Below are 25,830 nucleotides of genomic sequence, written 5' to 3' on the forward strand. Positions count from 1 at the left end.
GGGGTACGGCGGTCTCACCGGGAGGTGGCGGTGAGACCGCGCAGCGGGTTGAGCCGGTCCTCCCCCAGCCGTGCGCGCAGGTCGGGGTCGGTCACTCCGAGTCCTTGCTCCGGTGCCATGCAGAGCACCGCGACCTTGCCGACCTGCCGGCTGGTCTGGACGACCCGGCACGCCTCGGCGGCCTCGGCGAGCGGGTAGACGGCCGACATCGCCGGGACGACGGCGCCGCTCTCGAACAGCCGGTTGGTGGCCTGCTGCTCCTCGTGGTTGGCTCCGTGGCTGCCGACGATCTTCTTGAGCTTCATCCACAGGTACCGGTTGTCGAAGGTGTGCAGGTAGCCGGAGCTGGATCCGCAGGTCACCACGGTGCCGCCGCGCCGGGCCACGATGACGGAGAGCCCGAAGGTGACGCGACCGGTGTGCTCGAACACGATGTCCGGTTCCCGGCCGGCCTTCTCGACGACCAGCTTGGCCAGCTTCCTGCCGGTCTCGACCACGCGCCGGGGGTCGTCGGCGATGTCGTCGGTGATGCCCAGCTCGGCGCGGTTGATCACCAGGTCGCAGCCCAGGGCGCGCACCGCCGCCTCCTTCTGCGCGGAGCTGACGACGGCCACCGGGATGCCGCCGCCGTTCTTGACGAACTGGATGGCGTACGAGCCGAGGCCCCCGGAGGCACCCCAGATCAGGACGATGTCGCCCTGCTTCATCTGGGCTCCGCGGTCGCTGACGAGCATCCGGTAGGCGGTTCCGGCGCACAGCGGGCTGACCGCGGCCTCCTCCCACGTCAGGTGGGCGGGCTTGGGCAGCAGTTGGCTCGCCCGGACCACGCCGTACTCGGCCAGGCCGCCGAAGTTGGTCTCGAAGCCCCAGGCCCGCTGTTCGGTGCCGAGCATGCCGTCGCCGTGGGTGGCGGGCTCCTGCTCGTCGACGTGGGCGGGGTGGACGATGACGTGGTCGCCGGGCTTCCAGCGCCGTACGCCGATGCCGGTGCGTACCACGACGCCGGAGCAGTCCGAGCCGAGCACGTGGTAGGGCTGGTCGTGACGGGTCGCCCAGCCGCCCTGCCGGGCGTTCTGCTTGAGGAAGTGGAAGGTCGGGATCGGCTCGAACATCGCCGACCAGACCGTGTTGTAGTTGATGGAGCTGGCCATCACCGCGACGAGGACCTCGTCCGGCGCGAGCTCCGGCATGGGCACCTCGCCGAGGCGGAGCGACTTGCGGACGTCCTTGTCGGCCACCCCCTTGAACATGTCGGCGTCCTCGGCCCGCAGGTGCAGGGCCAGGTAGGTGTCGGGCACCGGGGCGGCCTCGATCTCCGCGGCCGACGCGCCGTCCAGTACGGCTCGGGACAAGCTGCTCATGTCTGTCTCCTCAGGGGCACGAGGTCTTCCCGTCGCGGGTGTCCGCGAGCGCGAAGTACCTTGAAATGATCTTGTTGACGGTGTCCGGCTGCTCCAGGTACCCGAAGTGCCCCGCGTCGTCGACGAGGTCGAACGTGGCGCCGGGGATGCTGTCGGCGAGCTCGCGGCCGTACCGGGGCGGGGCGACCAGGTCGTGGGCGAACGAGATCACGTGGCACGGCACGGTGATGTCCGCGTAGGCGGCGCGCCGGTCGGGCATCGGCTGGAGCGCCAGCTGGGCCAGGACACCGGGGCCGGGGGGCGGTTCACGCTCGAAGAGCGCGAGCCAGTCCTGGATCTCCGTCTCGTCGTCCATCGTGCGGGGCGAGAGCATCTGCAGGGCGCGCACCGCCGCGCGGTAGGCCGGGGGGAGGTTCACGCCCGAGTCGCCGAGTTCGACGTCGGCCAGGGCCAGGTGGGCCCGCAGCGGGTCCGAGCGGGCGCGGCCGGCCAGCAGCACCGCCCGCCGGACCAGGTCGGGCCTGGCGAGCGCGAGTTCCTGGACGACGTGGGCGCCCATCGAGGTGCCGACCATCCGGACCGGTTCCGTCGCGAGGTGTTCGGTCAGGGCGGCCAGGTCCGCGGCGAGCTCCGTCACCTCGAACCCCTGCGGGCACTCGTCGCTCGGCGGGATGCCCCGGGAGTCGTAGACGTACGCCCGGTAGCCGGCCTCGACGAGGGCGGGCACCTGGTACGGCAGCCACGACGTTCCGGAGGCGCCCGCCCCGGCGACCAGCACGACCGGTTCGCCGAAGCCGTGGCACTCGTAGTGCAGCCGGGTCCCGCCGGCCGTCACGAACGGCATGGCGTCACTCCGTCCGGTCGTCGTCGCGGGCGAGGCCCGCGGGGTCCGGGTGGAAACGGACGGGCAGGCTGTGGAAGCCGTTCAGCAGGTTGGAGCGGACCCGCGGCGCCTCGCCGACGCGCTCGAACCCCGTCGTCAGGTCCCGCAGGGCCGTGAGCAGTTCGGCTATCTCGACCTTGGCCAGGTAGGAGCCGACGCAGTAGTGGGGGCCGTAGCCGAACGAGACGTGCCGGTTGGGCGTGCGGCCCAGGTCGAACACCTCGGGCCGGTCGAAGACCCGCTCGTCACGGTTGGCGGAGGAGTGCCACAGCGTGACGATGTCGTTCTCGGCGATGCGCACGCCGCGCACCTCCGTGTCGCGCACCGCGCTCCGGCCGAAGTGCATGGACGGCGACGCCCAGCGCAGCACCTCGTCGACGGCCGTGTCGATCGCGCACTCCCCGTTTCTCAGCCGCCGCCACTGGTCGGGGTGGGCGGCCAGGGAGTAGACGCTGTCGATCATGGTGAGCCGGCTGGTCTCGTCGCCCCCGATGATGAGGCTGTAGCAGTTGAGGACGACGTCCTCGTCGCTGAGGCGGACGCCGTCGACCTCACTGTGCGCCAGGATGCTGATCAGGTCCTCGCCCGGGGACCTGCGCCGCTCCTCGACCAGGTCCAGGAAGTAGAGCAGGATCTCGTTGCGCGCGACGGCCGACTCCTCCTCGTCGACGCTGTCGTCGTCGGCGCTGAGCGCCGCCTTGTTCAGGGCCAGCAGGAAGTCGCGGTCGCTCTCGGGCACGCCCAGCAGGTTGGAGATCGTGTTCATCGGGATGCGGCTGGCGATCTCCAGGGCGAAGTCGCACTCGTCCCGCGTCACCGCCTCCCGCACCAGCCGACGGGTGTTGGCCCGGACGGCGGCGGCGACGGGCGCGAGGACCCGGGGACCGAGCGATCTCAGCAGGATCTTGCGCAGTTGTTCGTGACGCGGCCCGTCGGTGACCGCGAGCATCTTGCCGCCGCCCGCGTCACCGCCCTCCAGCAGGGTGACGAGGACGTTGCCGCGCTCGGAGGTGAAGTTCTCGTCGTCACGGTGGACGGCCATGATGTCCTCGTGCCGGGAGAGCACCCAGAACCCGGCGCGTTCGCCCGTCGGCGGGTTCCAGTGCACGGGTGCGGTGTCGCGCAGCCGGCGCCAGAAGTCGGTGAGGTCGTGGTCGGCGAAGGTGGCGGGGTCGGCGAGGTCGAGGGTGTCGGTGGCGGAAGAGTTCATCGCGGGGGCTCCGGCTGGTCGGGTCGGGGCGTCGGCGGCCGGGCCGGCCGTCACCAGTGGGTGCGCCAGAAGCGCCGGCGCGCGAACGGGTAGCCGGGCAGCGGGACACGGCGGCCGGGCAGGCCCTCGTGCAGTGCGGCGAAGTCCACCCCCTGTCCGCGCGTCCACGCCCGGGCGAGCCGCCGCAGGGTGTCCTCGTCGTCCCGCGCGGCGGCGGTGGCGGGGGCGAGTCCGGCGTCGGTGGTGCGCAGTCCTTCCAGGTCCAGGTGGGTCCCGGAGGCACCGGAGGCGACCCGGTCGCCGGTGTCGGCCTTGAGCGCCTCGGCCAGTTCGGCCGTGGTGGCGACGACGCACGCCCAGCGCCGGTCCATGATCCGGCGCCCCAGGTTGAGGCTGAGGGCGATGTCGTCGAGCCGGGCGTCCGGGTGCCGGGCGAGCCACTCCCCGAGCGCCACGCGCCGCCGGGCGAGGCCGCGGTCGTCGAGGGCGGAGAGAGCGACGAGCCGGGGCACGGCGGCCTCGGGCTCCCGCTCGGGCAGCTCGGGCGGCTCCTCCAGCACCAGGTGGGCGTTGTAGCCGCCCCCTCCGAGCGCGGTGACGCCCGCGCGCCGGATGCCGGCCTTCGGGACCCAGTCCTCGCCTTCCCACTGGGGCACGAAGGGGGTGTTCGGGAGATCGAGATCCTTGTCCACCTCGGTCAGGTTGATCGTCGGCACGAGCCGGCGGTGGTAGAGCGAGAGCGCCGCCTTCACGGTGCCGGAGCCGCCGGCGGCCACACCCGCGTGCCCGATGTTGCCCTTGACGGACCCCAGGGACGTGGTGCCGGTGTGGTTGCCGTAGGCCATGTGCGCGGCGCGGACCTCCAGGCCGTCGGTGATGGGCAGCCCGAAGGTGTTGGCCTCGTACAGACCGACGGTGTCCGGGCTCACGCCGCCGACGGCCATGGCGCCCGCGATGCAGGCGCTGAGCCGCTCGGGCTGGGCGAAGCCGTAGGAGACCGAGCTGGCACCGTTGTTGTTGATGGCGGTGCCCTTGACGCTGGCGTAGATGTGGTCGCCGTCGGCGACGGCCTGCGTCAGCGGCTTGAGCAGCAGCGTCGCGACACCGCTGGCGAGCCGCGTGCCCGTGCCGTGGGCGTCGAACGGACGGCAGTGCCCGTCCCGGGAGCCGATGCGGCCCTCCTCCCAGAGGTAGCCGCGGCGTTGCGGGAGCCGCACCATCACCCCGCCGGCCACGGCCATGTCGGTCTGCCCCATGAGCAGCGACTGGCAGGCGAGGTGGACCGAGTAGTGGAAGCCGGTGCACACCGCCGTCACGGTGACCGCCTCGCCGGTGAGCCCGAGGTAGTACAGGGCGTTCGAGGTCATGGTGTCCGTGAACCAGGAGTTGCTGCGGTCCATCACCTCGGGGCCGACCGAGGCCCAGTCCGGCGGTGAGCTGTACTGGGCGGGGGTCATGGGGTTGGCGCCCGAGTAGATGCCCACCTCGCCCCGGACACGGTCCGGGTCGTAGCCGGCGTCCTCCAGGACGTCCCACACGCTCTCCAGGAAGAGGCGGTGCTCCGGGGTCATCAGCGTCGCGACGCGGTCGGTGATCCCGAAGACGGCCGGGTCGAACTCGTCGTAGCCTTCGAGCGGCGCGCAGGCCCTGACGTACGACGGATTGTGCAGCAGCGACTCGTCGCCCTCGATCTCCTCCGTGCGCAGGAAGGTGATGGATTCGCGGCCCTCGACGAGGTTCTCCCAGAACCGGTCCTTGTCGCCGGCTCCTGGGTAACGGCATGCGATGCCGATGATCGCGATGTCGCTCTCGTCGAGTTCCCGCTCGGGGTGGTCGTTCATCGGTCGGTTCTCCAATCGCAGCGGTGTTCAGCCGCTGGTCGGGCGGCCGCGGCGGACCGCGGAGCGGCGGGCCTCTGCGCGGCGCCTGGCCTCCGTGACCGCGTCGGGCGTGGTGTCCTGTCGGCTGTCGTCCAGCCACTCGGCGAGTGAGGCGATGTCCCGGAACCTGAAGAGGTCCGACACCCCCACCCGCCTGTCGAACCGCTGGCTCATCCGCTTGGCGAGCCGCACCAGCAGCAGGGAGTTCCCGCCGAGGTCGTAGAAGGCGTCCCGGACGCCGATGGTCCCCGGCTCGCGGTCCAGGAGTTCGCCCCAGAGTTCGGCGAGCGCCAGCTCCGTGGGACTGGTGGGCGGTTGCTGCGTCCGCGGCGCGAGGGGCGCCGGGGGTTCGGGCAGCGCCGCGCGGTCGAGCTTGCCGTTGGGCGAGACGGGGAGTTCGGCGAGGAAGACCACCGTCTCGGGGACCATGTAGTCGGGCAGGGTCTCCGCCAGCCGCCCGGTGATCCCGGCCTGGAGGGCGGCGTCGAGCCAGGGCCCGGTCTCCGCCTCCCGCCCGGCCGGGGGTTCGCTCGGCACGACGTAGCCCACGAGCGCGTCCCCGTGCACCGCGACCGCCGCCTCCTTCACCTCGGGGCAGCCGGACAGCCACGCCTCGGCCTCCTGGAGTTCGATGCGGTAGCCGCGCACCTTCACCTGGTGGTCGGCGCGTCCGACGAACTCCAGTTCGCCGCCGGGCAGGACACGGGCGACGTCCCCGGTGCGGTACATGCGCTCGCCGTCCGCGTACGGGTCCGGCACGAAGAGTTCCGCCGTCAGCCGGGGGCGGTTGACGTACCCCCAGGCCAGGCCCTTGCCCGCCAGGTACAGCTCCCCGGGTTCGCCCTCGGGGACGGGGCGCAGCTCCTCGTCCAGAGCGTAGAGGCGGGCCGTGGCGGAGGGGGTGCCGATGGAGGGCTCGCCGTCCTCGTCCGGCGGGACCAGTTTGAAGGTGCAGAAGACGGTTCCCTCGGTGGGGCCGTATCCGTTGAAGACCCGCTCGGCGCTCGTCTCCCGGTACACCCGGTCCACGAGCCGGCGCCGTACCGCCTCCCCGCCGAGGACCACGGACCGCAGGGAGGGGGGCAGGCCGCCCGCGTCGAGCAGGCCCGCCATCACCGAGGGGACGGTGTTGAGGTGGGTCACCCGGTGCAGGTGCGGGCTCTCGGGCAGGTGGACGGCGCTGTCCACCAGGATCACGGCACCGCCCCGGGACAGCGGGGCGAAGATCTCCATCACGGCGAGGTCGAAGCAGACGGAGCTGACGGCCGCGACCCCGCTCAGGTCGCACTCCGCGAAGATCCGGTCGGTCTCGTCGAGCATGGCCGCGCAGCTGCCGTGCCGGATCGCGACGCCCTTGGGCCGTCCGGTGGAGCCGGAGGTGTAGATGACGTAGGCGGTGTCGTCCGGGAGGGTGGCCCGAGGACGGGGGGCGGCGGGCGCGGGGTCGTCCGTGCCGTCGTCGAGGAGGAGCACGGTGGGGCCCTGCGGGCAGCGGTCGCGCGCCGTGGACGTGGTCAGCAGCAGCCGGGTGCCGCTGTCCTCCACCATGAAGTGGAGCCGTTCCTCGGGGTACTTGGGGTCGAGGGGCAGGTAGCAGGCGCCCGCGCGCAGGATGCCCAGGATGCCGACGAGCAGGTTCTCGGTGCGCTCGGCGCAGATGCCGACGACGACGCCGGGGCCCGCGCCCCGGAGCATCAGCCGCTCGGCGAGCAGCGCCGAACGCCGGTCGAGTTCCCCGTACGTCATGACGCCCGCGTCGGTGTAGAGCGCCGGCGTGCGCGGGGTCAGCGCGGCGTGTTCGAGAAACCTGCCGTGCAGGGTGTTCACAGCGCGCTTCCCTTCGCGACGAGGACCGGGGGCAGCAGTGCGAGTGGTGTGTCCGGTCGGTCGATCGACGTCAGGAGCACGGAGCGGAACCACTCCAGCAAGGTCGTCACGGTTTCCCTTTCCATGAGGCCGGGTTTGTACTGGACCTGGCCGACGACCTCGTCCGCGACGTCGGCCATGGTGATCTCCAGGTCGAACTTCGCGATGTGCCGGCGCAGCGGGACGGGAACCATGGGGAGTGCCCCGGTGGGTTCCTCGGGCTCGCCCACGCCGTGGAACAGCGTGGTGGCGTAGGTGAAGGCGTCGCCGGACAGCCAGTTGACGGCGAAGTCGAACCAGGGGGAGCGTCCGTCGGCCCGGGGCGGGTTCAGCTCCCGCGCCAGCAGGTCCAGGGGGTAGTCCATGTGTTCCAGCATTCCGAGCGAGTACGCGTGGACCTCCTTCAGCAGCCCGCGGAAGCCGATGCCGTCCGTCGGCCTGGCGCGGACGAGTGCCGTGTTGAGGTAGTAGCCGACCGCCGCCTCCCGGCCCGCCTCCCCGCGCTGGGCGACGGCCGTGGCGACCACGGCGTCCTGGGCGCCGGCGTACCGGTTGAGCGTGGCGAAGAAGCCCGCCATGAGGAGCGTGCTGAGGGAGACCCCTTCGCGGGCCGCGAACTCCTTGAGCCGGCGCGTGTCGTCGGCGTCCCAGCGGAACGTCAGGTCCTCGCCCTCGTAGCTGACTCCCGGCGGCCGCACGCCCGGCGGGGCCGCCGGGCCGGGCTCGGACGGCAGGTCGAGATGAGCGGGCGGCTCGGCCAGGCTCTCCGTCCACCAGCGCAGTGCCTCCTGGGCGCGGGGCCCGGCGAGCCACCGCTGTTCCCAGGCGACGAAGTCGGTGTAGGGGGCCACGGCCTCCTGCGGCCCGAGGTCGTCGTGCAGGGCCTGCGCGTAGAACTCCCGCAGGTCGTGCACGACGACGTCGACGGACGCCGCGTCGGCCGCGATGTGGTGGATCACCAGCAGCAGATGGTGGTCCTCCGGTCCCCGGGACACCAGCGCCACCCGGAAGACGGGGCCCTGGTCGAGGTCGAGCGGTTGGTGGCCGTGGTCGACGAGGAGGTCGAGCACCGCCTCGTCGTCGAGGCCGGAGGCGTCCTCGGTCAGGAACTCGTACACGGGGTCCGCCCAGACCAGTTGGTGGGGGCGTCCGCCGGCCTCGGCGAAGGAGGTGCGCAGCGCGGGGTGGCGTTCCACCACCGCGGCCACGGCCCTCTCCAGCGCCTGTTCGTCCACGGGGCCGCGGATCCGCGCGGCGCACATGAGGTTGTAGGCGACCCCGTCGGGCGACAGCTGCTGCATGTACCAGATCGCGGCCTGCCCGTGTCCGGCGGGCGCGACGGTGAACGTCCGGTCCTTCTCCAGGGCGGTGCGCAGGGCCTCGGACGCGGGGGTGCCGTCCTCCGCGGGTGCGAGGAGCCCGCGGGCGACGAGTTCGTCGAGGAGCTCCGCCGCGTCGTCGTCCGTGAGGTGCGCAGGCCGCGGGTCGGCGTCGTCCGGTGCCGTCCCGGGCCGAGGGGTCTCGGACCGCGGCGCGACGAGCGTGAGGACCCGGTCGAGGAGTTCGCCGACCGTGCCGCCCTTGAGGAACTCCACCGGTGACACACGGTGGCCGAAGAGCGTCTGCATCCTGTTGGTGAGCCGGATCGCGAGCATGGAGTCCAGACCGAAGTCCTGGAGCCGGGCGGTGGGGCCGAGCAGGTCGGCCGGGACGGCGAGCATCTCGGCGATCTCACCGAGGACGACGTCACGGGGTTCCCGCGACCCGGTGGGCACGGCGGGCTCCTCGACGGCGGCGCCGGGGGCGGCGCCGACGTCGGCGCCCCGCTCGCGCGGCGCCGCGGTCGTGCCCAGCCAGTACCGCTGCTTCTGCCAGCGCACCAGGGGGGTCTCGACCGCCTGTGCGCCGGCCGGGTACAGCGTGTCCCAGGTCAGGGGCACGCCGTGGGTGAAGAGGGAGGCGACCGAGCCCAGAACGGAGCGGACGTCGCTCTGCCCGCGGCGCAGCGAGTCGACCACGTGCACGGAGGCGCCCCGGGACAGCGCGGTCTCCTCGATGGCACCGCGCAGGGTGCCGTGCGGACCTATTTCGACGTAGGTGTCGATGCCGTCCTCGACCAGCGCCGCGACGGCCTGGGAGAACCGGACCGGCTCGCGGAGGTTGCGCACCCAGTAGTCGGCGTCGACCCGCGGGTTCACCACTGCGTCGAGGGCGGTGGAGCGCAGCGGCACCCGGAAGGGCCGGGGGGTGATGTCCTTCAGCTCCGCCCGCAGGGCCGGCAGGACCGGCTCCATGAGCACGCTGTGTCCGGCTCGCTCCACTCGGAGCGCACGGCTGGACAGTCCGGCCCGCTTCAGGTCCGCCTCCAGGGCGCGGATCGCCTCCGGTGTGCCGGAGAGGGCCACGCCGGTCGGGCTGTTGTAGGCCGCGACGGACACCTCGCCCTCGTAGCGGGCGAGACAGGCGGACAGCTCCGGCGACTGCTCGGCGACGATCATGGCGCCGGGGCCGACCTCGTGCTGGATGAGGCGGGAGCGGGCCACGGCGATGCGGGCGCCGTCCTCGAGGGACAGCGCGCCGCCCACGCAGGCCGCGGCCACCTCGCCGAGACTGTGTCCGACGAGCGCGGCGGGCCGTACGCCGAGGTCCGTCCAGAGCCGGGCGAGGGACACGTGCAGGGCGAACAGCACCGGCTGCTGGATGTCCCCCTCGTGCAGCCGGGACGTCTCGGCAGGCGCCAGGAGCTCCTCCAGCACGGACCAGCCGGCCACCTCGCGCACCGCGGCGTCGCACTCCTCCATGGCGGCGCCGAACCCGGCGTGCCGCTTCAGGAGTTCGCGTCCCATGCCCGGCCACTGGGTGGCGCTCCCCGAGAAGACGAACGCGACCCTCCGGTGGTCGCCGTCCGCGGTGGCGCCCCGCAGGACGGCGGGGTCGGGTTCGCCCGTGGCGACCCGGGCGAGTGTGTCGAGGAGCTCCTGGCGTCCGCCCGCGAGGATCGCGACGCGGTGCCGGTGGTGGCTGCGCCGGGCCGCGAGGGTGTGGGCGAGGTCGGGGACGGTGAGGCCGGTGTCCCGCTCGACGTGCCGGGACAGCGCCCGGCAGGTGTCCAGCAGGGCGTCGGCCGAGTGGGCGGTCACCGGTACGAGGTGGGTATCAGCGGGCTCGGGCTCGGGGACGGCGCGGGTGGGCGCGCCGCGCCGCACGGGCGTGACGTGCCGTCCCCGGTCGCCGACGAGGAACGAGTCGGCGGCGACGGTCAGTCCGGCGGCGTGCAGTTCCCCGAGGGAGGAGAGCAGGCTACGGGCGTCGTCGGTGCCGCGGCGCATCGAGGGAAGGCAGCTGATCGGCCGGTCGGCGAGGGTCTCGCGGACCGGTTTGAGCAGCACCGGGTGCGGGCTGATCTCGATCATCGCGTCGACCCCGTGGTCGGCCGTCGTCAGCAGGGCGTCGAGCAGCCGGCTCTCGCCGCGCACGTTGCGTGCCCAGTAGTCGGGGCCGACCACGGTCTCACCGGTGATCCGCTCGCCGGTGACGGTGGAGATCATGGGGATCCTGGGCTCGGCGGGCGTGATCCCGGCGAGTGCGGTCCGCAGCGGGGCCACGACGGCTTCCACGAGGGGCGAGTGGGCGGCGTATCCCATCCGGACCGGGTGGCTGGTCACGCCGTCGGCCGTGAGCCGTGCGGCCAGTTCCCTCAGCCGGGTGCCGTCGCCGGAGACCAGCACGGAGCCGGGGCTGTTGCGCCCGGCGAGGGTGACGTGGTCCGCGAGGGCCGCGAGGTGGGGTGCCAGGCGGGTCTCGTCGCAGTCCACCACCATCGCGTCCCCGAGACCGACGGCGTGGCGCTGCACGAGCCGCGCGTGGTGCACGGCCAGCCGGACGGCGTCGTCGAGGCCGAGCGCCCCGGCGACATGGGCCGCGGCGAACTCGCCGATGCTCTGCCCGAGGACGACGTCGGGCACCACGCCCAGGGAGCGCCACGCGTCCGCGAGGGCGATCTGCACGGCGAACAGGACGGGTTGGACGACTTCCATGTCGTCGAGCCGGGCCCGGTCCGGTCCCGCCAGCAGCTCGTCGAGGACGGAGAAGTCGGCCACCTCCCGGATCCGTGCGTCGACGCGGGTCAGGGACGTGCGGAAGGCGGGCATCCCGGCCAGCAGCCGCCTGCCCATGCCGAGCCACTGGCTGCCGGTGCCGGAGAACAGGAACGCCACACGGGGCGGGCGGGTGCCGGTCTCGCGGTGGACCAGTCCCGCGTGGTCGCGTTCGGCGGTGAACGCCGCCAGTTGCGCCCGCAGTTCGTCGCGGTCGGCGGCGGTCGCGGCCAGCCTGAAGGGGCCGGTGCCGCGGGTGTCGAGCGCCTCCCGGCACAGGGCGGGCAGGTGGGTGCCGGTGCCGTCCGCGAGGTCGGCGGCCAGTTCGGCGACCCGGTCGTCGAGTGCCTGCCGGGAGTCCTCGCTCAGCAGCAGCAACGAGGCCTCGGGCCGCGGTAACTCCTCGGTGACGACGTGGCAGTTGGTGCCGCCGAAGCCGAAGGCGCTGACGCCGGCCCGGCGTCCGTCCGCTCTGCGGGGCCAGGGGGCGGTCCGGTCCTGGACGCGCAGCCCCGCCTCGGCGAAGGGGATGCGGGGGTTGGGGCTGGTGTAGTGCAGGCTGGCCGGAAGGACGCCGTTGCGCAGGGCCAGCGCCACCTTGACCAGGCCGGCGATGCCGGCCGCCGGTTCCAGGTGTCCCAGGTTCGTCTTCACCGAGCCGATCCGCAGGGGGTCGCCGGGGTCGCGTCCTTGGCCGAGGACGGTCCCGAGGGCCTTCGCCTCGATCGGGTCGCCGAGCGGGGTGCCCGTGCCGTGGCACTCCACGTAGTCCACCAGCTCCGGGGCGATGCCGGAGCGCCGGTAGGCGGTGCGCAGCAGTGCTTCCTGGGCGCGGGGGTTGGGGGCGGTGAGGCCGTTGCTCAGACCGTCGTTGTTGACGGCGCTGCCGCGGATGACGCAGTACACGGGCAGTCCGCGTTCGAGGGCCGTCCGCAGCGGGGCGAGGACGACCACGGCCGCGCCCTCCGAGCGGACGGCGCCGTCGGCACGGGCGTCGAAGGCCTTGATGCGGCCGTCGGACGAGAGCGCGCCGAGCCGGTCCATGGCCAGGAAGTGCTCGGTGAGGAAGCTCAGGTTGACCCCGCCGGCCAGGGCCAGTTCGCTCTCGCCGCCGCGGATCGACTGGCAGGCGAGGTGGACCGCGACGAGCGAGGACGAACAGGCCGTGTCGACGGCCATGCTGGGCCCTTGCAGCCCCAGCACGTAGGAGAGGCGGCCCGCGATGATGCTGTCCTGCGTCCCGGTCGCGGTGTGCGGCCCGATGTCCTCCTGGGTTGCGGACCGGTGCGCCAGCGCGGCGTAGTCGCTCCAGCTCGATCCCATGAAGACGCCGGTGTCGCTCCCGGCGAGGCTGCGCGGCGGGATGCCGGCGTCCTCCAGTGCCTCCCAGCCGAGCTCCAGCACCAGCCGTTGCTGGGGGTCCATGGCGACGGCTTCGCGGGGGGAGATCCCGAAGAACAGGGGGTCGAACAGGTCGATGTCGTCGAGGTGCCCGCCCCAGCGGAACGAGGGCGCGACGTCATCGGGCCCGATGCGCTCCCGGCGTACCGGGGGCACCACGTCGACGGCGTCCCGCCCCTCGACGAGCAGCCGCCAGTACGACTCCGGGTCCGGCGCTCCGGGGAACCGGCAGCCGATGCCCACGAGGGCGACCGGCTCCTGCGGGTCGTACCCGCGCCGCGTCCGGCCCCCTCCCGTGTCCTCGTCCTGCGGGTCCCCGGCCAGGGCGCGGCACAGTGCCTCGGGGGTCGGATGGTCCCACAGGGCGGTGACCGGGACCGGCCGGCCGAGGAACTCCGACAGCGCGGTGACGAGCTGGACGGCCTTCGCCGAGTCCAGGCCCGAGCTGTGCAACGGTGCCCGGTGGTCGAGCTCATGACGCGGGACATCGAGCAACTCGGCGAGCCGGGAGGAGAGGAAGTCCTTGGTCTCGTGGATATCACGCGCACCGGAATCAGCCGGCATATCTCTTCCTCCGCACATCGCAGGTACCGGAATCTGGTGGGGTCGAGATCACTTTCCACATCTTCGACGAGGGAAAGTCGGCCTTCAAACACACTTTTTCGATGTCCTGAAAAGGCTGAGGCGATGAACTGCCGTACTTCGACGGAAGCGCTGCGGCGCATCGACTTCCGTCAAGTGACCGGAAATGACAGCAAGTTCCGTTCGCGATCGGAAAAATTCCCTGGCCTCTTCGTGTTAGCTTGCGGTGATCACCACTGGACCGAGGAGTGTGACATGGCACGAGGCGAGGGCATGGGCGGGCCGGTCGCGGATCTGTTCGCGGCCGGAAGTTCCTCCTTCATCGACTTCCTTCAGGCCCACCGGCCGGAAATGCTCGGCACGTCCGGGCTCCTGCCCGAGGGCGTCCGGGCCGCACCCGACCAGGTTCCGCACGGCACCACCGTCTTAGCCCTGGTCTACCGGGACGGTGTGCTGATCGCGGGTGACCGCAGGGCCACGATGGGCCACATGATCTCGCAGCGCGACCTGGAGAAGGTGCACCCGGCGGACGACCACACGGCCCTCGCCTTCGCGGGCTCGGTGGGGCTCGCGCTGGACCTGGTGAAGCTCTATCAGGTCGAACTGACCCACTTCGAGAAGATCGAGGGCATCCCGATGACCCTCAACGCGAAGGCGACCCGGCTGGGCCACCTGGTCCGGCAGAACCTCGGCCAGGCCATGCAGGGCCTGGCCGTGGTGCCGCTGCTGGCGGGGTACGACCCGGAGACCGGCAAGGGCCGCGTCTTCGGCTACGACATCACCGGCGGGCGCTTCGAGCGGGAGGACTTCCACGCCGAGGGCTCCGGGTCCGTGTTCGCCCGGGGCGCGCTGAAGAAGCTGTACCGGCCGGAGATGTCACGGCGGGACGCGGCCCTGACCGCGCTCCAGTCGTTGTACGACGCGGCGGACGACGACTCGGCCACCGGCGGCCCGGATCTCAGCCGGCGGATCTACCCCATCCTCTCGGTGCTGACCGCGGACGGTTTCGAGCGGCTGTCCGAGCAGGAGACGGAGGAACTGGCCCGGGAGATCGTCGACCAGCGTCACCGTCTGCCCAACGGGCCGGTCGCGGCGGTGTGAACGACGGCCGGGGGGCCGCCGGGCCCGCTGTGGCCCGGCGGCCCCCCGGCCGTCTTCCCGCTCAGCCTTCGTGGAGCGTGATCACCGCGCCGGGGCAGAGCATGGCGGCGTCCCGGACGGCGTCGTGGAACTCCTGCGGCGGCACCGCGTCCAGCAGCGTCACCAGGGCGTCGTCCTCGTCCTGGTCGAAGACCTCCGGCGCGTACTGCCGGCACTGCCCGGACCCCAGGCACCTGTCCTTGTCGATGTCGATCCTCACCGGCGCTGCTGCCTCTCGTTCTCGTGCGTCACCAGGTGACGGGGAGCCGCTGGACACTGAAGAACAGGGCGTTCTCACGGAAGTCGATCTCCTCGAAGGGGACGGCCGGCCGCAGCCCCGGGAAGCGGTCGAACAGGGCGGGCAGGGCGAGCTGGAGCTGGGCGCGGGCCAGCGACTGGCCCAGGCAGTTGTGGATGCCGTGGCCCCAGGCGAGGCTGTTGCGGCCCGCCCGGTCGCGGGTGAAGTCCAGCACGCCGGGCCGGTCGAAGACCCGGGGATCACGGTTGGCCGCGTTGAGGGCCATGATCACGCCCTCCCCGGCCCGGACCGTCTGTCCGCCGATCTCCAGGTCCGCGGTGGCGATCCGGCGCACCCCGGTGTGCAGTCCGGGCAGATAGCGCAGCAGTTCCTCGACGGCGGCGGGCACCAGGTCGGGCCTGGTGAGCAGCAGGTTCAGCTGGCCGGGGTCGCGCAGCAGGGCGAGGGTGCCGAGGGTGAGGCTGGTGGCGGTGGTGTCGTGGCCGGCGATGAGCAGCAGCGCGATCGCCCCGACGGCTTCCTCCTTCGACAGTTCGCCGGTCAGTACCCGTGCGACGGCCAGTTCGCTCACCAGGTCGTCCCCGGGGTCGTCGGCCTTGGCGTCGATGAGGTCGCCGATGTAGGCGAGCAGGTGCCCGTAGGCGGCGGCCACCTCGGCACCCGGGAGACCGAGGTTCAGGATCTTCTTGGTGTTCTCCTGGAACACCTCCCGGTCGCTGAAGGGGACGCCGAGGAGTTCGCACATCGTCAGCGTGGGCAGCCGCAGGGCGAAGTCGTGGTACAGGTCGACCGGTTGCGGCAGGGCGGCCATGTCGTCCAGCAGGTCCTCGACGGTCCTGCGGATGAGGGGCTTGAGCTTCTCGACGTTCTTCGGCATGAACGCCTTGGTCAGCATGCGGCGGATGCCGGTGTGCTCGGGCGGGTCGTACTGCGAGAAGGTGCCGGGCGGCATCGGGGGCTCGTCGGCGCGCATGTGGGGGAAGCCGGGCAGGCCGCGGTCTGCGCTGAGCCGGCTGTCCGCCAGGGCGGCGCGGACGTCCTCGTGGCGGGTGACGAGCCAGGCGTACCCACCGCTCTCCACGGCGATCCTGCGGACGGGCTCCTCCTCCCGCCACCGGTCGAGGGCGGGCGGCAGGTCGAACGGGCAGGTGCCCTGGTCACCGGGGTTGGGCAGCGGGGCGAGGACGGTCTCGGTCATGGCGTTCTCCGGGCGGGGCGGGTAGGCGGGGGCCGGTGCTGCGGGGGGGGGCGAAGCCAGGGCGGCGGGGCGGGCCACGGCGAGGGGGCAACGGCGACGGGGCCACAGCGACGGGACTAAGGCCACGGGGCCCCAGCGACGGCGCCACGGCCGCAGGGCCACGGCGGCGGGGCCACAGCCGCAGGGCAACGAACGCAGGGCAACGGCCGCGGGGCCACAGCGACGGGGCCCACGGCCGCAGGGCAACGGCCGCAGGGCAACGGCCGCAGGGCCACAGCGGCGGGACCACAGCCGCAGGGCCACAGCCGCGAAGCCACGGCGACGGGGCCACAGCAGGAGGGCAACGGCCGCAGGGCAACGGCCGCAGCGACGGGGTGCCACGGCGACGGGGCCACAGCGACGGCGCCACGGCCGCGGGGGCCGCGGCCGCGGTCACAGGTGCACGGTGCCGCGTACGCAGGTGACGCTCTCGCCGCTGATCCAGATGTCCTCGCCCTGGGTCTCCACAGCGACGACACCGTGGCGTCCCAGGCGGGCGCCCTGGCCGGCGCGGTAGGCGGGCGGGGCGGTGCCGTCGCCGATCAGCCACTGGGCGAGGCCCGCGTGCAGGCTTCCGGTCACCGGGTCCTCGCGCACCCCGGCCGGCAGGCCGAAGGCGCGGACCTCGAAGCTCAGCGGTGAGCCCGGCGGATGGGGGCCGACGACGCCGAGCATCAGCCGGCGCAGGTGGTGGTCGTCCGGTTCCAGGGCGAGGACCTCCGCCGCCGACGCGAGGCGTACGGCGGCCCAGCCGGGGCCGTTGTCGACCCACTGGTGTGCGACGATGCGCTCGCGGCCGACGCGCAGTGCCCGCGCTATCCGGTCGACGTGGTCCGCGTCCAGCGGGCCGGTGCGCCGCGGTCGAGGAGCCCGGAAGCCGAGCCCGGAAGCCGAACGCCGCACCGCGACCAGGCCGGCGCCGCACTCCTGGACGACCGTCCCGGGCGACTTCGGTACGCCGCCGGCCTCCAGCCAGGCGTGGGCGGTGCCCAGGGTGGGATGGCCGGCGAACGGGATCTCCCCGCCGGGGGTGAAGACGCGCAGCGCGTAGTCGGCCTCGCCGGAGGAAGGCGGGACGACGAAGGTCGTCTCGGAGAGGTTGGTCCACGCCGCGAGGCGGGCCATGTCCCGTTCGTCGACCCCGTCGCCGTCGAGGACGACCGCGACGGGATTGCCCAGGTAGCGGGTGTCCGAGAACACGTCGACCTGGGCGAAGGGACGTTCCCTGGGGCTCATTCGCCCTCCACCAGAACCAGGTCCATGTGGGTGCCCGCGCGCAGCGGGACGATGGCCTGGTACTCGGGCGAGGTGTACCAGAGGCGGGCGAGATGGGCCGTGGGGAACACCATCACCGACAGGTGCGTGGGGTTCCAGTCGCCTTCGAGCGTCTCGAACGCGCCGCCGCGGATCATGAATCCGCCGCCGTACAGTTCGAGGGTGTGGAGCACTTTCTCGCGGTACTCCGCCATGGCCCGCTCGTCGCCGATCACGCCGACGTTGCCGATCAGTAGTGCCGTCATGGGAAAGCTCGTCTCTCGGTCCTGGTGGGGCGGTCCTGGGGGGTCAGCAGCTGAAGGCGGTCTCGGTGCCCACTCCGAGGCTCCGGGCGGCGCGTACGACGGCGAACCCGGAGGCGACGTCCTGGGCGGCCATGCCCAGCGACTTGTAGAGGGTGCGTTCCCCGGGGGCGGTACGGCCGGCGTGCTTGCCGAGCAGCACCTCGCCGATCTCGGGCAGGTGCCGGTCGGCGGGGACCAGTCCCGCCTCGACCGGGGAGGCGATCTCGGAGGACTCCCGCAGAGCGCCCTCCCTGCTGTCCACGAAGACGGAGCAGGCCGCGACGGCGGTCGCGTCGAGTTCGCGCCGGCCCGGTACCGAGGAGCCGACGGCGTTGACGTGGACGCCTTCGGCGAGGTCGGCCGCCCGTACGACGGGTTCGGTCGTGTCGATGGTCGTGCAGACCAGGTCGGCGCCGCGCAGCGCGTCGGCGGGGGTGTCCACGAGTTCGACGTCCACGCCGGTCCGGGTCCGCGCCCAGGCCACGAACGCGGCGGCCCGCTCGGCGCCGCGGTTCCACAGCCGGACCCGGCGCAGTGCGCGGATCTCACCGAGCGCCAGCAGGTGGCCGCGGGCCTGGGCACCGGCACCGATCAGGGCGAGGTCCCCGGCGTCGGGCCGGGCCAGGACGTCGGTCGCCACGGCGGACGCGGCGGCGGTACGCAGCGCGGTGACCGCCGCGGCGTCCATCATGGCCAGCGGCCGGCCGGTCTGCGGGTCGAACACCACGACCACCCCCACATGGGTCGGCAGGCCGCGCTCCGTGTTGCCGGGGACGTGCAGCACCGCCTTGAGGCCGTAGCCCGAGTCGGTCTCCCCGGTGACGTGGCACGGCATGGCCGCGAGGAGCGAGGAGTCGTGGCCCGAGCCGAGCACCGTGCGCACCGGTTGGACGACGTCGCCCGCGCTGTAGCGGCGCATCACGTCGGCCACCACCCGGTACGCGTCGGCCGCCGGGAAGACCTGGCGCACCTGGTCGCCGTCGAGCAGCAGCATGATTTCTTTCTCCTTCTGGGGTGTCCGGCGGCCTCAGACGGCCGGGCCGGTGGAGCCGGCCCGGCCGGCCTTGGTGAACACGGACCAGACCATGCGGATGGGCCGCTTGCCCGTGATGAACGTCAGCCCGTACCGCTCGGCGGCGGGCACGGTGGTGAGGGCGAGGTCGGCGGTCCCGTCCTGGACGGCGAGCGCGGCGGCGCTGGTCGAGTCCGCGTACAGCACCTTGTAGGTGGTGTGCCGGGCCGGCATGAGCTGGGCGATGATCGGTTCGGGCGAGGGGTGGCTGGCGACGGTCGGGGAGTCGGTGACGGGTACGGCCCCTTCGCGGGCGGCGATGCCGTAGAGCGGGGTGTCCATCACGAACACGTTGGTCAGTTCGAGGGCCGGGTCCATGTAGAAGTGGTGGACCGCCTTGTAGGCGTTGGCGACCACGACATGGGTCACGGCGTTCTCGCGCAGCGCGTCGGCGGCCTCCTCGTAGGTGTCGAACAGGTGCACGGCGGCGGGCGGGTCGCCGGCCCCGGCGACCCGGCGCGCGAACTGGGCGGCGGCCACCTCGCTGCTCGTCCCGGTCGGGCCCAAGGTGCCCACGGAGACGACGTCGTCCGAGCCGGGACGCAGGAGGGTGTCGAAGCTGAGGAGCGTCATCCTTGTTTCCCTGAGGTCGGCGTTGCATGGGAGGAGACGGGCGTGAGCCACTCCGGATGGGCTCCGCCCGGGGAACTCACGGCCTCGGTGTACAGCTCGCGGACCCGGGTCGTGACCGGGCCGACGGCGCCCGTCCCCACGTCCCTGCCGGAGAGGGAGGTCACGGGGACCACCCCGTTCCCGGTGGAGGAGAGGAACACCTCGTCGGCGGTGAACAGGTCCGCGGGGCGCAGCACCCGTTCCCGGACCTCCGTGCCGGCCTCCCGGCAGAGGGTGATGAGGGTGTCCCTGGTGATGCCGGGCAGGAGGTCGCCGGTGTCGGGCGGGGTGACCAGGGTGCCGCCGATGACCGCGAAGACGTTGGCGGTGGTCGCCTCGGCGACGTTTCCCGCGCGGTCCAGGAGGATGGCGTCGTCGTAGCCGGACGCCCGTGCCTCGTCGCAGGCGAGGGCGGTGGTGGCGTAGCCGCCGGTGATCTTGGCCTGGGCGGGCAGGCTGTCGCCGGCCGGACGCCGCCAGCCGCTGAGGACGGCGCGCACTCCGTCCGCGGCCCTGGTCTGGGGGAAACCGAAGGTGGTGATGGACAGCGCGTCGGAGACGCCGCGCAGCGAGACGCCCGGTGGGGTGCCCGGCAGCAGGGAGAGCTTGTACGCCACGGGCCGCACGTAGGCGTCCGTGTCGTGGGCGTTGCGCCGCAGCAGTTCGACGGTGAGGTCGACGAGTTCGCCCGCGTCGTGCCGGATGCCGGTGATGCGCAGGAGCCGGCAGGCGCGCAGCAGGCGTTGGTAGTGGTCGTGCGCCCGGAACAGGAAGACGCCGGCGTCCGAGCGGTGGGCGCGGATCCCCTCGAAGGCGCCCGTCCCGTAGTGCAGGCCCTGGGTCGACAGCGGCAGTCGTGGGGCGGTGGCCGGGACGAACTCGCCCCGGTCGTACGCCCACGCACCCAGTCCGAGCGCCGGACGGATGAGGGTCGCGCTGTCCTGGGGCCCCATCAGACCCTCGTCGCGGCGATGCGCACGGCCGAGGCGTGCTCGTCCGAGGACGTGGTGCGCAGGTCGACCACGCGGGCGGCCTTCCAGCTGACCATCGCCCCGGTGCTGGTGATGGGGCCAGGGGTGCCGAAACCGACGGTGAGGGGGGTGTCGAGCGTCGCCCGGCAGTCCTCGACGGCCGCTTCGACGGCGCCGCTCTCCCGGTCGGGGTCGGCGAGCAGGGTGAGCGCGAGCCGGTCGGTGCCGTCCTCGTCGCGGTCCACGGTGACCTGGTAGTCCTGGTAGCGGAACCGGCGCAGCAGCAGGTCTTCGAGGTCGTAGCCGTTGACGGTCCGGCCGTTGAGGAGCAGCCGGTCGCCCACCCGCCCGACCGCCTGCAGCGAGGGCGCGGGCACCGCCGCGTCCGGCGCGGGGTCGGTCATCCTGACGAGGTCGCCGGTGCGGTAGCGCACGAGCGGCTTGGCGCCGGTGTAGAGGTTCGTCACGACGAGTTCGCCGTAGCGGACGCCGTCGGGGTCCGGCTCCACCGGTTCGAGGGTCTCGGGGTCGATCACCTCGTAGAGATTGATCAGCGGGGCGGTGCGCAGCGCGCCGTCCGAGGCGGCGGCCGCCAGCACGGACGCCTCCTGCGAGGCGTAGAGGGCGTTGCGCGCCTCGGCGCCCCAGAGCGCGCCGATGTTCTCCAGGAGGCTGGGGGACATTAGTTCGCCGGTGAGCATCAGGACGCGGACGGAGAAGTCGCGACGGGGGTCCAGGCCCGCCTCGGTGGCCTTCTGGGCGAGCCGCATGGCCATCCCGGGGGTGCAGAACAGCCCGGTCACCGACAGCAACCGCATGACCTCCAGGGCGCGGTCGAACCCGATCACGGGAGAGTGCGGCCACATCTTGGCCACCGCGTGGCCGAGATTGCGGCAGACGTCGCCGAAGGTGTCACCGGTGGCGTGCAGTTCGGTCGGTCCGAGGACTCCGATGACCTGTTCCTCGCCATGGGCGGCCAGGACGTCGTGGTAGTACGCCGTCAGGACGGTGTTGTTGTGGATGGAATCCTCGTTGGTGCGCGGACACGGTGTCGCCGCGCCGGTCGTCCCGGTGGTCTCGTAGAAGATCCACGCCTTGGAGACGGGCTGGGAGAGGATGTCGAACTGAGCCTTCCTCAGGTCGTCCTTGGTCGTGAAGGGAATGCCGCGCAAGTCGTCCACGCGCAGCGCGGAGACCTGTTCCTCGGTGATTCCGGCTAATTTCCGCCGGTAGAAGGGGGAGTTGACGCGAACGTATTCGACGGTTTCGCGCAGTTTGCGATTCTGGTGGCCCGCCAGTTTTTCCGCATCCCATTCTCCGGCCATGAACTCCGCGAACTGGTCGCGCAGCCCGGCGGTGAGCGCGGCGGACTCGGGGTCGTATTGCGTGAACACTAGGGCTTCCAATCAGACGGGCCCGCCTCGGTGAAGGGCGAAACGTGGAAGGTCCTGATGGACCGATCGTGCCGAGGTCACCAACGCTTTTCAATCGCGCTTTTCCGATGGCCTGGATCGAGATGTCAGATGGAAGGGGCGGAGCGGTCCGCCCCTCCCGGTGCCCGGGGCCGGGATCAGGGCAGGGCGACCACCTGGGCGGCGCAGGTGAGTCCCGCGCCGAAGCCCACGAGCAGCGCCGGATCGCCGCGGGAGAGCCCGCCCTGGGCGAGCAGGGCGTCCATGGCCAGCGGAATCGAGGCCGCCGAGGTGTTCCCCGCCCGTACGACGTCCCTGGCCACCACGGTGTGCGGGGCGAGGCCGAGGGACCGGGCGGCGGAGTCCACGATCCGGGCGTTGGCCTGGTGGGGGATGAAGGCGGCGAGGTCCGCGACGTCGAGCCCCGCCGCGTCGAGCGCCCGACGGGAGATCTCCGGGACCGTGCCGGTCGCCCAGCGGAACACCTCCGGGCCGGCCATTCTCAAGGTCGGCCACGGTCCGGACCCGTCACGGGTGTCCAGCCAGGAGCGGTCGTGGGCGATCATCCGGTGCTGGTTCCCGTCGGACGCCCAGACGACCGGGCCGAGGCCGGGGGTCTCGGACGGGCCCACGACGACGGCACCGGCGCCGTCGCCGAAGAGGAACGCGCTGCCCCGGTCCGCCGGATCGACGATGTCGCTCATCCGCTCCGAGCCGATGACCACGACGAACCGGGCGTCGCCCGCACGGACGACGGAACCGGCCAGCGCCAGTCCGTAGGAGAAGCCCGAACAGGCCGCGCCGACGTCCACGGCCGCCGCGTCGGTCCCCAGCAGGTGGGCGATGCGCGGGGCGACGGCCGGCGACTGCTCCAGCGAGGACATCGTGGCCAGCAGGACGAGACCCACGTCCCGCAGGTCGGTGCCGGCCTGGGCCAGCGCCTTGCGGGCCGCCTCCGTCCCCATGGTGACGACGGTCTCGTCGGGACCGGCGAAGTGCCGGGTGACGATGCCGGAACGCCGGCGGATCCACTCGTCGCTCGAATCGACGCGCGCGCAGATCTCGTCGTTGGTCACGACCCGCGACGGCCGGTACGCGCCGGTGCCCTGGATCCTCGCGTGGGCGGAACCCGCGGTGGCGCGAAGGCGCCCCATCACGCCTCCCGGGCGGACGGGACCAGGCGGGTCAGTGCGCCGTCCTGGTAGAGCGAGCGGCACGCCTGCCGCTGCACCTTGCCGCTGGAGGTCTTCGGCAGCTTGCCGCGGCGTACGACGACGACGTCGTCCGGTGTGATGCGCTGTTCCGCCCGTACCGCGTCGCGTACGCGCGCACGGAGCGTCTCGGCGTCCAGGGCGCCCAGGACCCGCCCGTCGGCCTCGACGACCACGACCAGCCGTTCGCGCTCCCCGTCGTCGAGCGAGAAGGCGGCCGTACCGTTCGGCTGCACCCCGGGCACCGAGCGTTCGGCGGACAGTTCGATGTCCTGCGGGTAGTGGTTGCGGCCCTTGCGGACGATGACGTCCTTCATCCGCCCGGTGATGTACAGGTCGCCGCCGTACAGGAAACCGAGGTCGCCGGTGCGCAGGTGCGGGGCCCCGGCGGCGTCCTCGTGGTCGTCGGCGACGCGGGCACGGAACGTTTCCTCGCTGACGGCGGGGCGGCCCCAGTAGCCGTCCGCGACGCACGGGCCGGAGATCCAGACCTCCCCGACCTGGCCCGGCGGCCGGGGCCGCCGGGTGACGGGGTCCACGATGCGTATCCGCGTGCCCGCGACCGGGCGCCCGCTGCCGACCACCGGAACGGCACGGTCGGCGCGCTCCCCGACGGGCTGGGCCCTGCCCTCGCGGAGTGCCTCGGCGGACAGCCACAGCACCGCGGGCTCGCGATCCGCCCCGGTGCCGGTGGCCTTGAGCGTGTTCTCCGCGAGCCCGTAGCCGGGGCACATGGCGAGCGGGTCGAAGCCGTGGGGCGCGAACGTGTCGGTGAAGGCCCGGACCGTGCTCCAGCGCACGGGCTCGGCTCCGTTGGCGGCCACCCGCCAGCTCGACAGGTCGCCCACGCCGGCGGTCATGCCGTTCTCCGCGGCCCGCACGCAGAGTTCGTAGGCGAAGCTCGGGGCGGCCGAGTGGGTGCCGCGGAATCTGGATATCGCCTCCAGCCAGCGGGCGGGACGGCGGACGAAGGAATCGGGGGCCATCAGGTACGAGGGAATGCCGGCCCACAACGGCAGTACGACGCCGAAGAGCATTCCCATGTCGTGGAAGAGCGGAAGCCAGTTGACCACGGTCCCGTCGGGCTCGCACGGCCAGAGCGCGTCGGTCTCGACCGCGTTGGCGAGGAAGTTGGCGTGGCTGACCATGACGCCCTTGGGGTGCCCGGTGGAACCGGACGTGTACTGGAGCAGCGCGATGTCCCGGGGGTCGGGAAACCGCTCCGGCGCACCGCCCTCGCCGGTGCTCAGCAGGCCCGGGTCGTCGGTGGCCACGAGGTCGAGCCCGTCGAGGGCGGGCAGGTCGCCGAAGCGTTCGCGCAGGTCGCGCAGGACCTCGGTCGTCGTCAGGACGGTCGCGGTACCGGCGTCGTCGGCGATCCGGCGCAGCCGCTCCACCTCGGCGCGCCGACGGGGCGGCTGGACGGGGGCGCCCACCACCCGGCCGTACATGCAGCCGAGCAGCGTCCGCACGAACTCCAGGCCGGAGGGGTACATGAGGACGGCGTTTCTGCCCGCGAGCCCCGCGGCGGTGAGCGCCGCGGCCCGGCGGCACGCCGCCTCGTGGAGTTCCCGGTAGGTCAGCGACTCCTCGGCGTCCTCGCCGTCTTTCAGAAAGACATAAGCGGTCTTGTGCGACTGTCGCTCGCTGCGGTACCGCAGGGCATCGGGAAGAGTAAGGAAATCGGCATGTGGTTCCGGCCTGGCCGTGGTCACGTTTCAGAACTCCCTGTAGGCGATCAGAACGCAGTCTCCGTACCGGTGCACCTACGAAGAAAGCGTCTTGGGTCCTCCTGCACCCAGGATTCCGATGCCTTGCGCGGTTTTCAAACACACTTTTCCGATACCGCGGATTGAGTTCTCTGATATGCCGAGTGAACGTCATGAGAGGGAGTTCAGATCAAACCCTGGGCGCGGGCTGCGAGGACCCCGGCCTGAAACCGGCTTTCGGCGCCCAGTTGTTTCATGATGTCGGCGATATGCCGGCGCGTCGTCCTCAGGGACATGCCCACGCGTCGGGCGATGGCCTCGTCCTTCAGCCCGGCGGCCAGCAACTGGAGGATACTGCCGTCGAGTTCCTTGGCCACCTGCCCCAGATCGGCCGCCGTGGCGCCCGTGAGGGGCGTGGCCCGCGTCCAGAGCATTTCGAAGACCTTCCGCAGGTAGGCGACGACGGAGGGCTCGCTGATGCAGACGGCTCCGTCCTCGTCGTCCGCCATCGGGATGAACGCCGTCCTGGTGCGGTCGAAGAGCACGAGGCGTCCCACGAGTTCGTGCGCGGTGCGGTATTCGGCGCCCCGGGAGACGGCCTCGTCCATGTACGCGAGACTGGGGCCGTTGAAGCGGGCCGTGTGATGGTAGAGCGTGCGCATGGTGACACCACGTGAGAGGAGGGCGTGGTCTCGCGATCTGGCCTCCTCCAGCGCCTCGGGCGCACGGTTGCCGCCGGGCTGCATGGTCAGCATCTCCTGACGGCACTCGGCCGCGGCCCGGTTGAGGGCGGCGCGCACCTCGTCGAGGTCGGGTATGACCTTGAAGGACTGGCAGCGGTTGCCACTGGGGTCCTTCAGCCTGACGGGGTTCAGAAACCTTTCTCTCAACCGGGTGAAGTCCGAGGTCAACCGGTCCAGTTTCTCCTGCTCGCGGCGGATCGTGTGGTGCAGCGGAAGGACGTGGCGGACCGACGCGACGTCGGGGTCGACCGCCCGGGCGCGCAGCCTGTTGCTCGGGTCCACCCGGATCAGGCCCAGCAGGATCAGCCGCTCGAACGCCTTGACGACTTCCTTCAGTTCGACTCCGAGTTCTTCGGCGGCCTGACCGTCGTCGAAGTAGCCCCTCTCCAGAACCCACCCGTATAAGTCATACATGTTCTCGTCCAGGATCGAATCGCTGCTGCTGATCGTCACGTTCTGGTCCACGAGAGCTCCTACGTTCCGGTCCCCGCGCCATGACCGTACCCGAGGGTCTACGTGCGTAGGCCACTGACCAGTGGATCTCGGCCGCGACGCGGCTTGAACTGGACGCACCGGTCGAAACGTCCGCGTCCGGCGGGATTCGCCGCGTGTCAGAACAGCGCGC

General features: G+C 72.2%; 18 protein-coding genes. 1 reads left to right on the forward strand and 17 read right to left on the reverse strand.

Annotation, left to right across the window (positions count from 1 at the left end; genetic code table 11):
* Positions 1-14: 14 nt before the first annotated feature.
* Genes ccrA through AQJ58_RS09010 form a run of 6 tightly spaced genes read right to left on the reverse strand, consistent with a single transcriptional unit; the run spans position 15 to position 13,262 of the window.
* The gene (gene ccrA, locus AQJ58_RS08985; protein ID WP_067247071.1) at positions 15-1,361 is read right to left on the reverse strand and encodes a crotonyl-CoA carboxylase/reductase; all 1,347 of its coding nucleotides are present in this window, start codon (positions 1,359-1,361) and stop codon (positions 15-17) included.
* A gap of 10 nt (positions 1,362-1,371) precedes the next feature.
* On the reverse strand, positions 1,372-2,205 hold the full coding sequence (locus AQJ58_RS08990; protein WP_067247074.1) for an alpha/beta fold hydrolase: 834 nt from the start codon (positions 2,203-2,205) through the stop codon (positions 1,372-1,374).
* Between the two features lie 4 nt (positions 2,206-2,209).
* Positions 2,210-3,454 (reverse strand): cytochrome P450, encoded by a 1,245-nt coding sequence (locus AQJ58_RS08995; protein WP_067247077.1) that lies wholly within the window; start codon positions 3,452-3,454, stop codon positions 2,210-2,212.
* A 50-nt stretch (positions 3,455-3,504) separates the two neighbouring features.
* Positions 3,505-5,295, reverse strand: a complete 1,791-nt coding sequence (locus AQJ58_RS09000; RefSeq protein ID WP_067247078.1) for a beta-ketoacyl synthase N-terminal-like domain-containing protein — start codon at positions 5,293-5,295, stop codon at positions 3,505-3,507.
* A 27-nt stretch (positions 5,296-5,322) separates the two neighbouring features.
* Complete coding sequence (locus AQJ58_RS09005; protein ID WP_067247081.1) at positions 5,323-7,161, reverse strand: non-ribosomal peptide synthetase; 1,839 nt, start codon at positions 7,159-7,161, stop codon at positions 5,323-5,325.
* The gene (locus AQJ58_RS09010; protein ID WP_067247082.1) at positions 7,158-13,262 is read right to left on the reverse strand and encodes a type I polyketide synthase; all 6,105 of its coding nucleotides are present in this window, start codon (positions 13,260-13,262) and stop codon (positions 7,158-7,160) included. The genes AQJ58_RS09005 and AQJ58_RS09010 overlap by 4 nt, the downstream gene beginning before the upstream one ends.
* 273 nt (positions 13,263-13,535) lie before the next feature.
* Between AQJ58_RS09010 and prcB the strand changes: the two genes are divergently transcribed.
* Positions 13,536-14,381, forward strand: a complete 846-nt coding sequence (gene prcB, locus AQJ58_RS09015) for a proteasome subunit beta (RefSeq protein ID WP_067247085.1) — start codon at positions 13,536-13,538, stop codon at positions 14,379-14,381.
* Between the two features lie 61 nt (positions 14,382-14,442).
* Here the strand turns inward: prcB and AQJ58_RS09020 are convergent, their stop codons facing one another.
* From AQJ58_RS09020 to AQJ58_RS09070, 11 genes are all read right to left on the reverse strand, one after another.
* Positions 14,443-14,640, reverse strand: coding sequence for a ferredoxin (locus AQJ58_RS09020; RefSeq protein ID WP_067247088.1), 198 nt, complete (start codon positions 14,638-14,640; stop codon positions 14,443-14,445).
* A 28-nt stretch (positions 14,641-14,668) separates the two neighbouring features.
* On the reverse strand, positions 14,669-15,877 hold the full coding sequence (locus tag AQJ58_RS09025) for a cytochrome P450 (RefSeq protein WP_067247089.1): 1,209 nt from the start codon (positions 15,875-15,877) through the stop codon (positions 14,669-14,671).
* A gap of 432 nt (positions 15,878-16,309) precedes the next feature.
* Entirely contained in the window at positions 16,310-17,152 is an 843-nt protein-coding gene (locus tag AQJ58_RS09030) for a PhzF family phenazine biosynthesis protein (protein WP_067247092.1), read from the reverse strand.
* Entirely contained in the window at positions 17,149-17,436 is a 288-nt protein-coding gene (locus AQJ58_RS09035; protein ID WP_067247093.1) for a DUF1330 domain-containing protein, read from the reverse strand. The genes AQJ58_RS09030 and AQJ58_RS09035 overlap by 4 nt, the downstream gene beginning before the upstream one ends.
* Before the next feature lie 43 nt (positions 17,437-17,479).
* A complete protein-coding gene (locus tag AQJ58_RS09040; RefSeq protein ID WP_067247095.1) occupies positions 17,480-18,469 on the reverse strand; it encodes an ornithine cyclodeaminase family protein in 990 nt (329 codons plus the stop codon).
* A gap of 33 nt (positions 18,470-18,502) precedes the next feature.
* Positions 18,503-19,120 (reverse strand): prephenate dehydratase domain-containing protein, encoded by a 618-nt coding sequence (locus AQJ58_RS43795; protein WP_067247097.1) that lies wholly within the window; start codon positions 19,118-19,120, stop codon positions 18,503-18,505.
* Positions 19,117-20,112, reverse strand: a complete 996-nt coding sequence (locus AQJ58_RS09050) for an aminotransferase class IV (protein ID WP_067247098.1) — start codon at positions 20,110-20,112, stop codon at positions 19,117-19,119. Before AQJ58_RS09050 ends, AQJ58_RS43795 begins: the two co-directional genes overlap by 4 nt.
* Complete coding sequence (locus tag AQJ58_RS09055; protein ID WP_067247099.1) at positions 20,112-21,524, reverse strand: phenylacetate--CoA ligase family protein; 1,413 nt, start codon at positions 21,522-21,524, stop codon at positions 20,112-20,114. Before AQJ58_RS09055 ends, AQJ58_RS09050 begins: the two co-directional genes overlap by 1 nt.
* 176 nt (positions 21,525-21,700) lie before the next feature.
* Positions 21,701-22,696: a beta-ketoacyl-ACP synthase III gene (locus AQJ58_RS09060; protein ID WP_067247100.1), complete on the reverse strand. Its 996-nt coding sequence runs from the start codon at positions 22,694-22,696 to the stop codon at positions 21,701-21,703.
* Positions 22,696-24,468 carry a fatty acyl-AMP ligase gene (locus tag AQJ58_RS09065; RefSeq protein WP_067247101.1) on the reverse strand — a complete coding sequence of 591 codons (1,773 nt, stop codon included), beginning with the start codon at positions 24,466-24,468 and terminating at the stop codon, positions 22,696-22,698. The genes AQJ58_RS09060 and AQJ58_RS09065 overlap by 1 nt, the downstream gene beginning before the upstream one ends.
* Positions 24,469-24,647: 179 nt before the next feature.
* Entirely contained in the window at positions 24,648-25,670 is a 1,023-nt protein-coding gene (locus AQJ58_RS09070; protein WP_234359997.1) for a helix-turn-helix transcriptional regulator, read from the reverse strand.
* Positions 25,671-25,830 lie beyond the last annotated feature (160 nt).

It is taken from the genome of Streptomyces sp. DSM 15324 (genome assembly GCF_001514285.1).
In the GTDB taxonomy this organism is placed as follows: Bacteria; Actinomycetota; Actinomycetes; order Streptomycetales; family Streptomycetaceae; genus Streptomyces.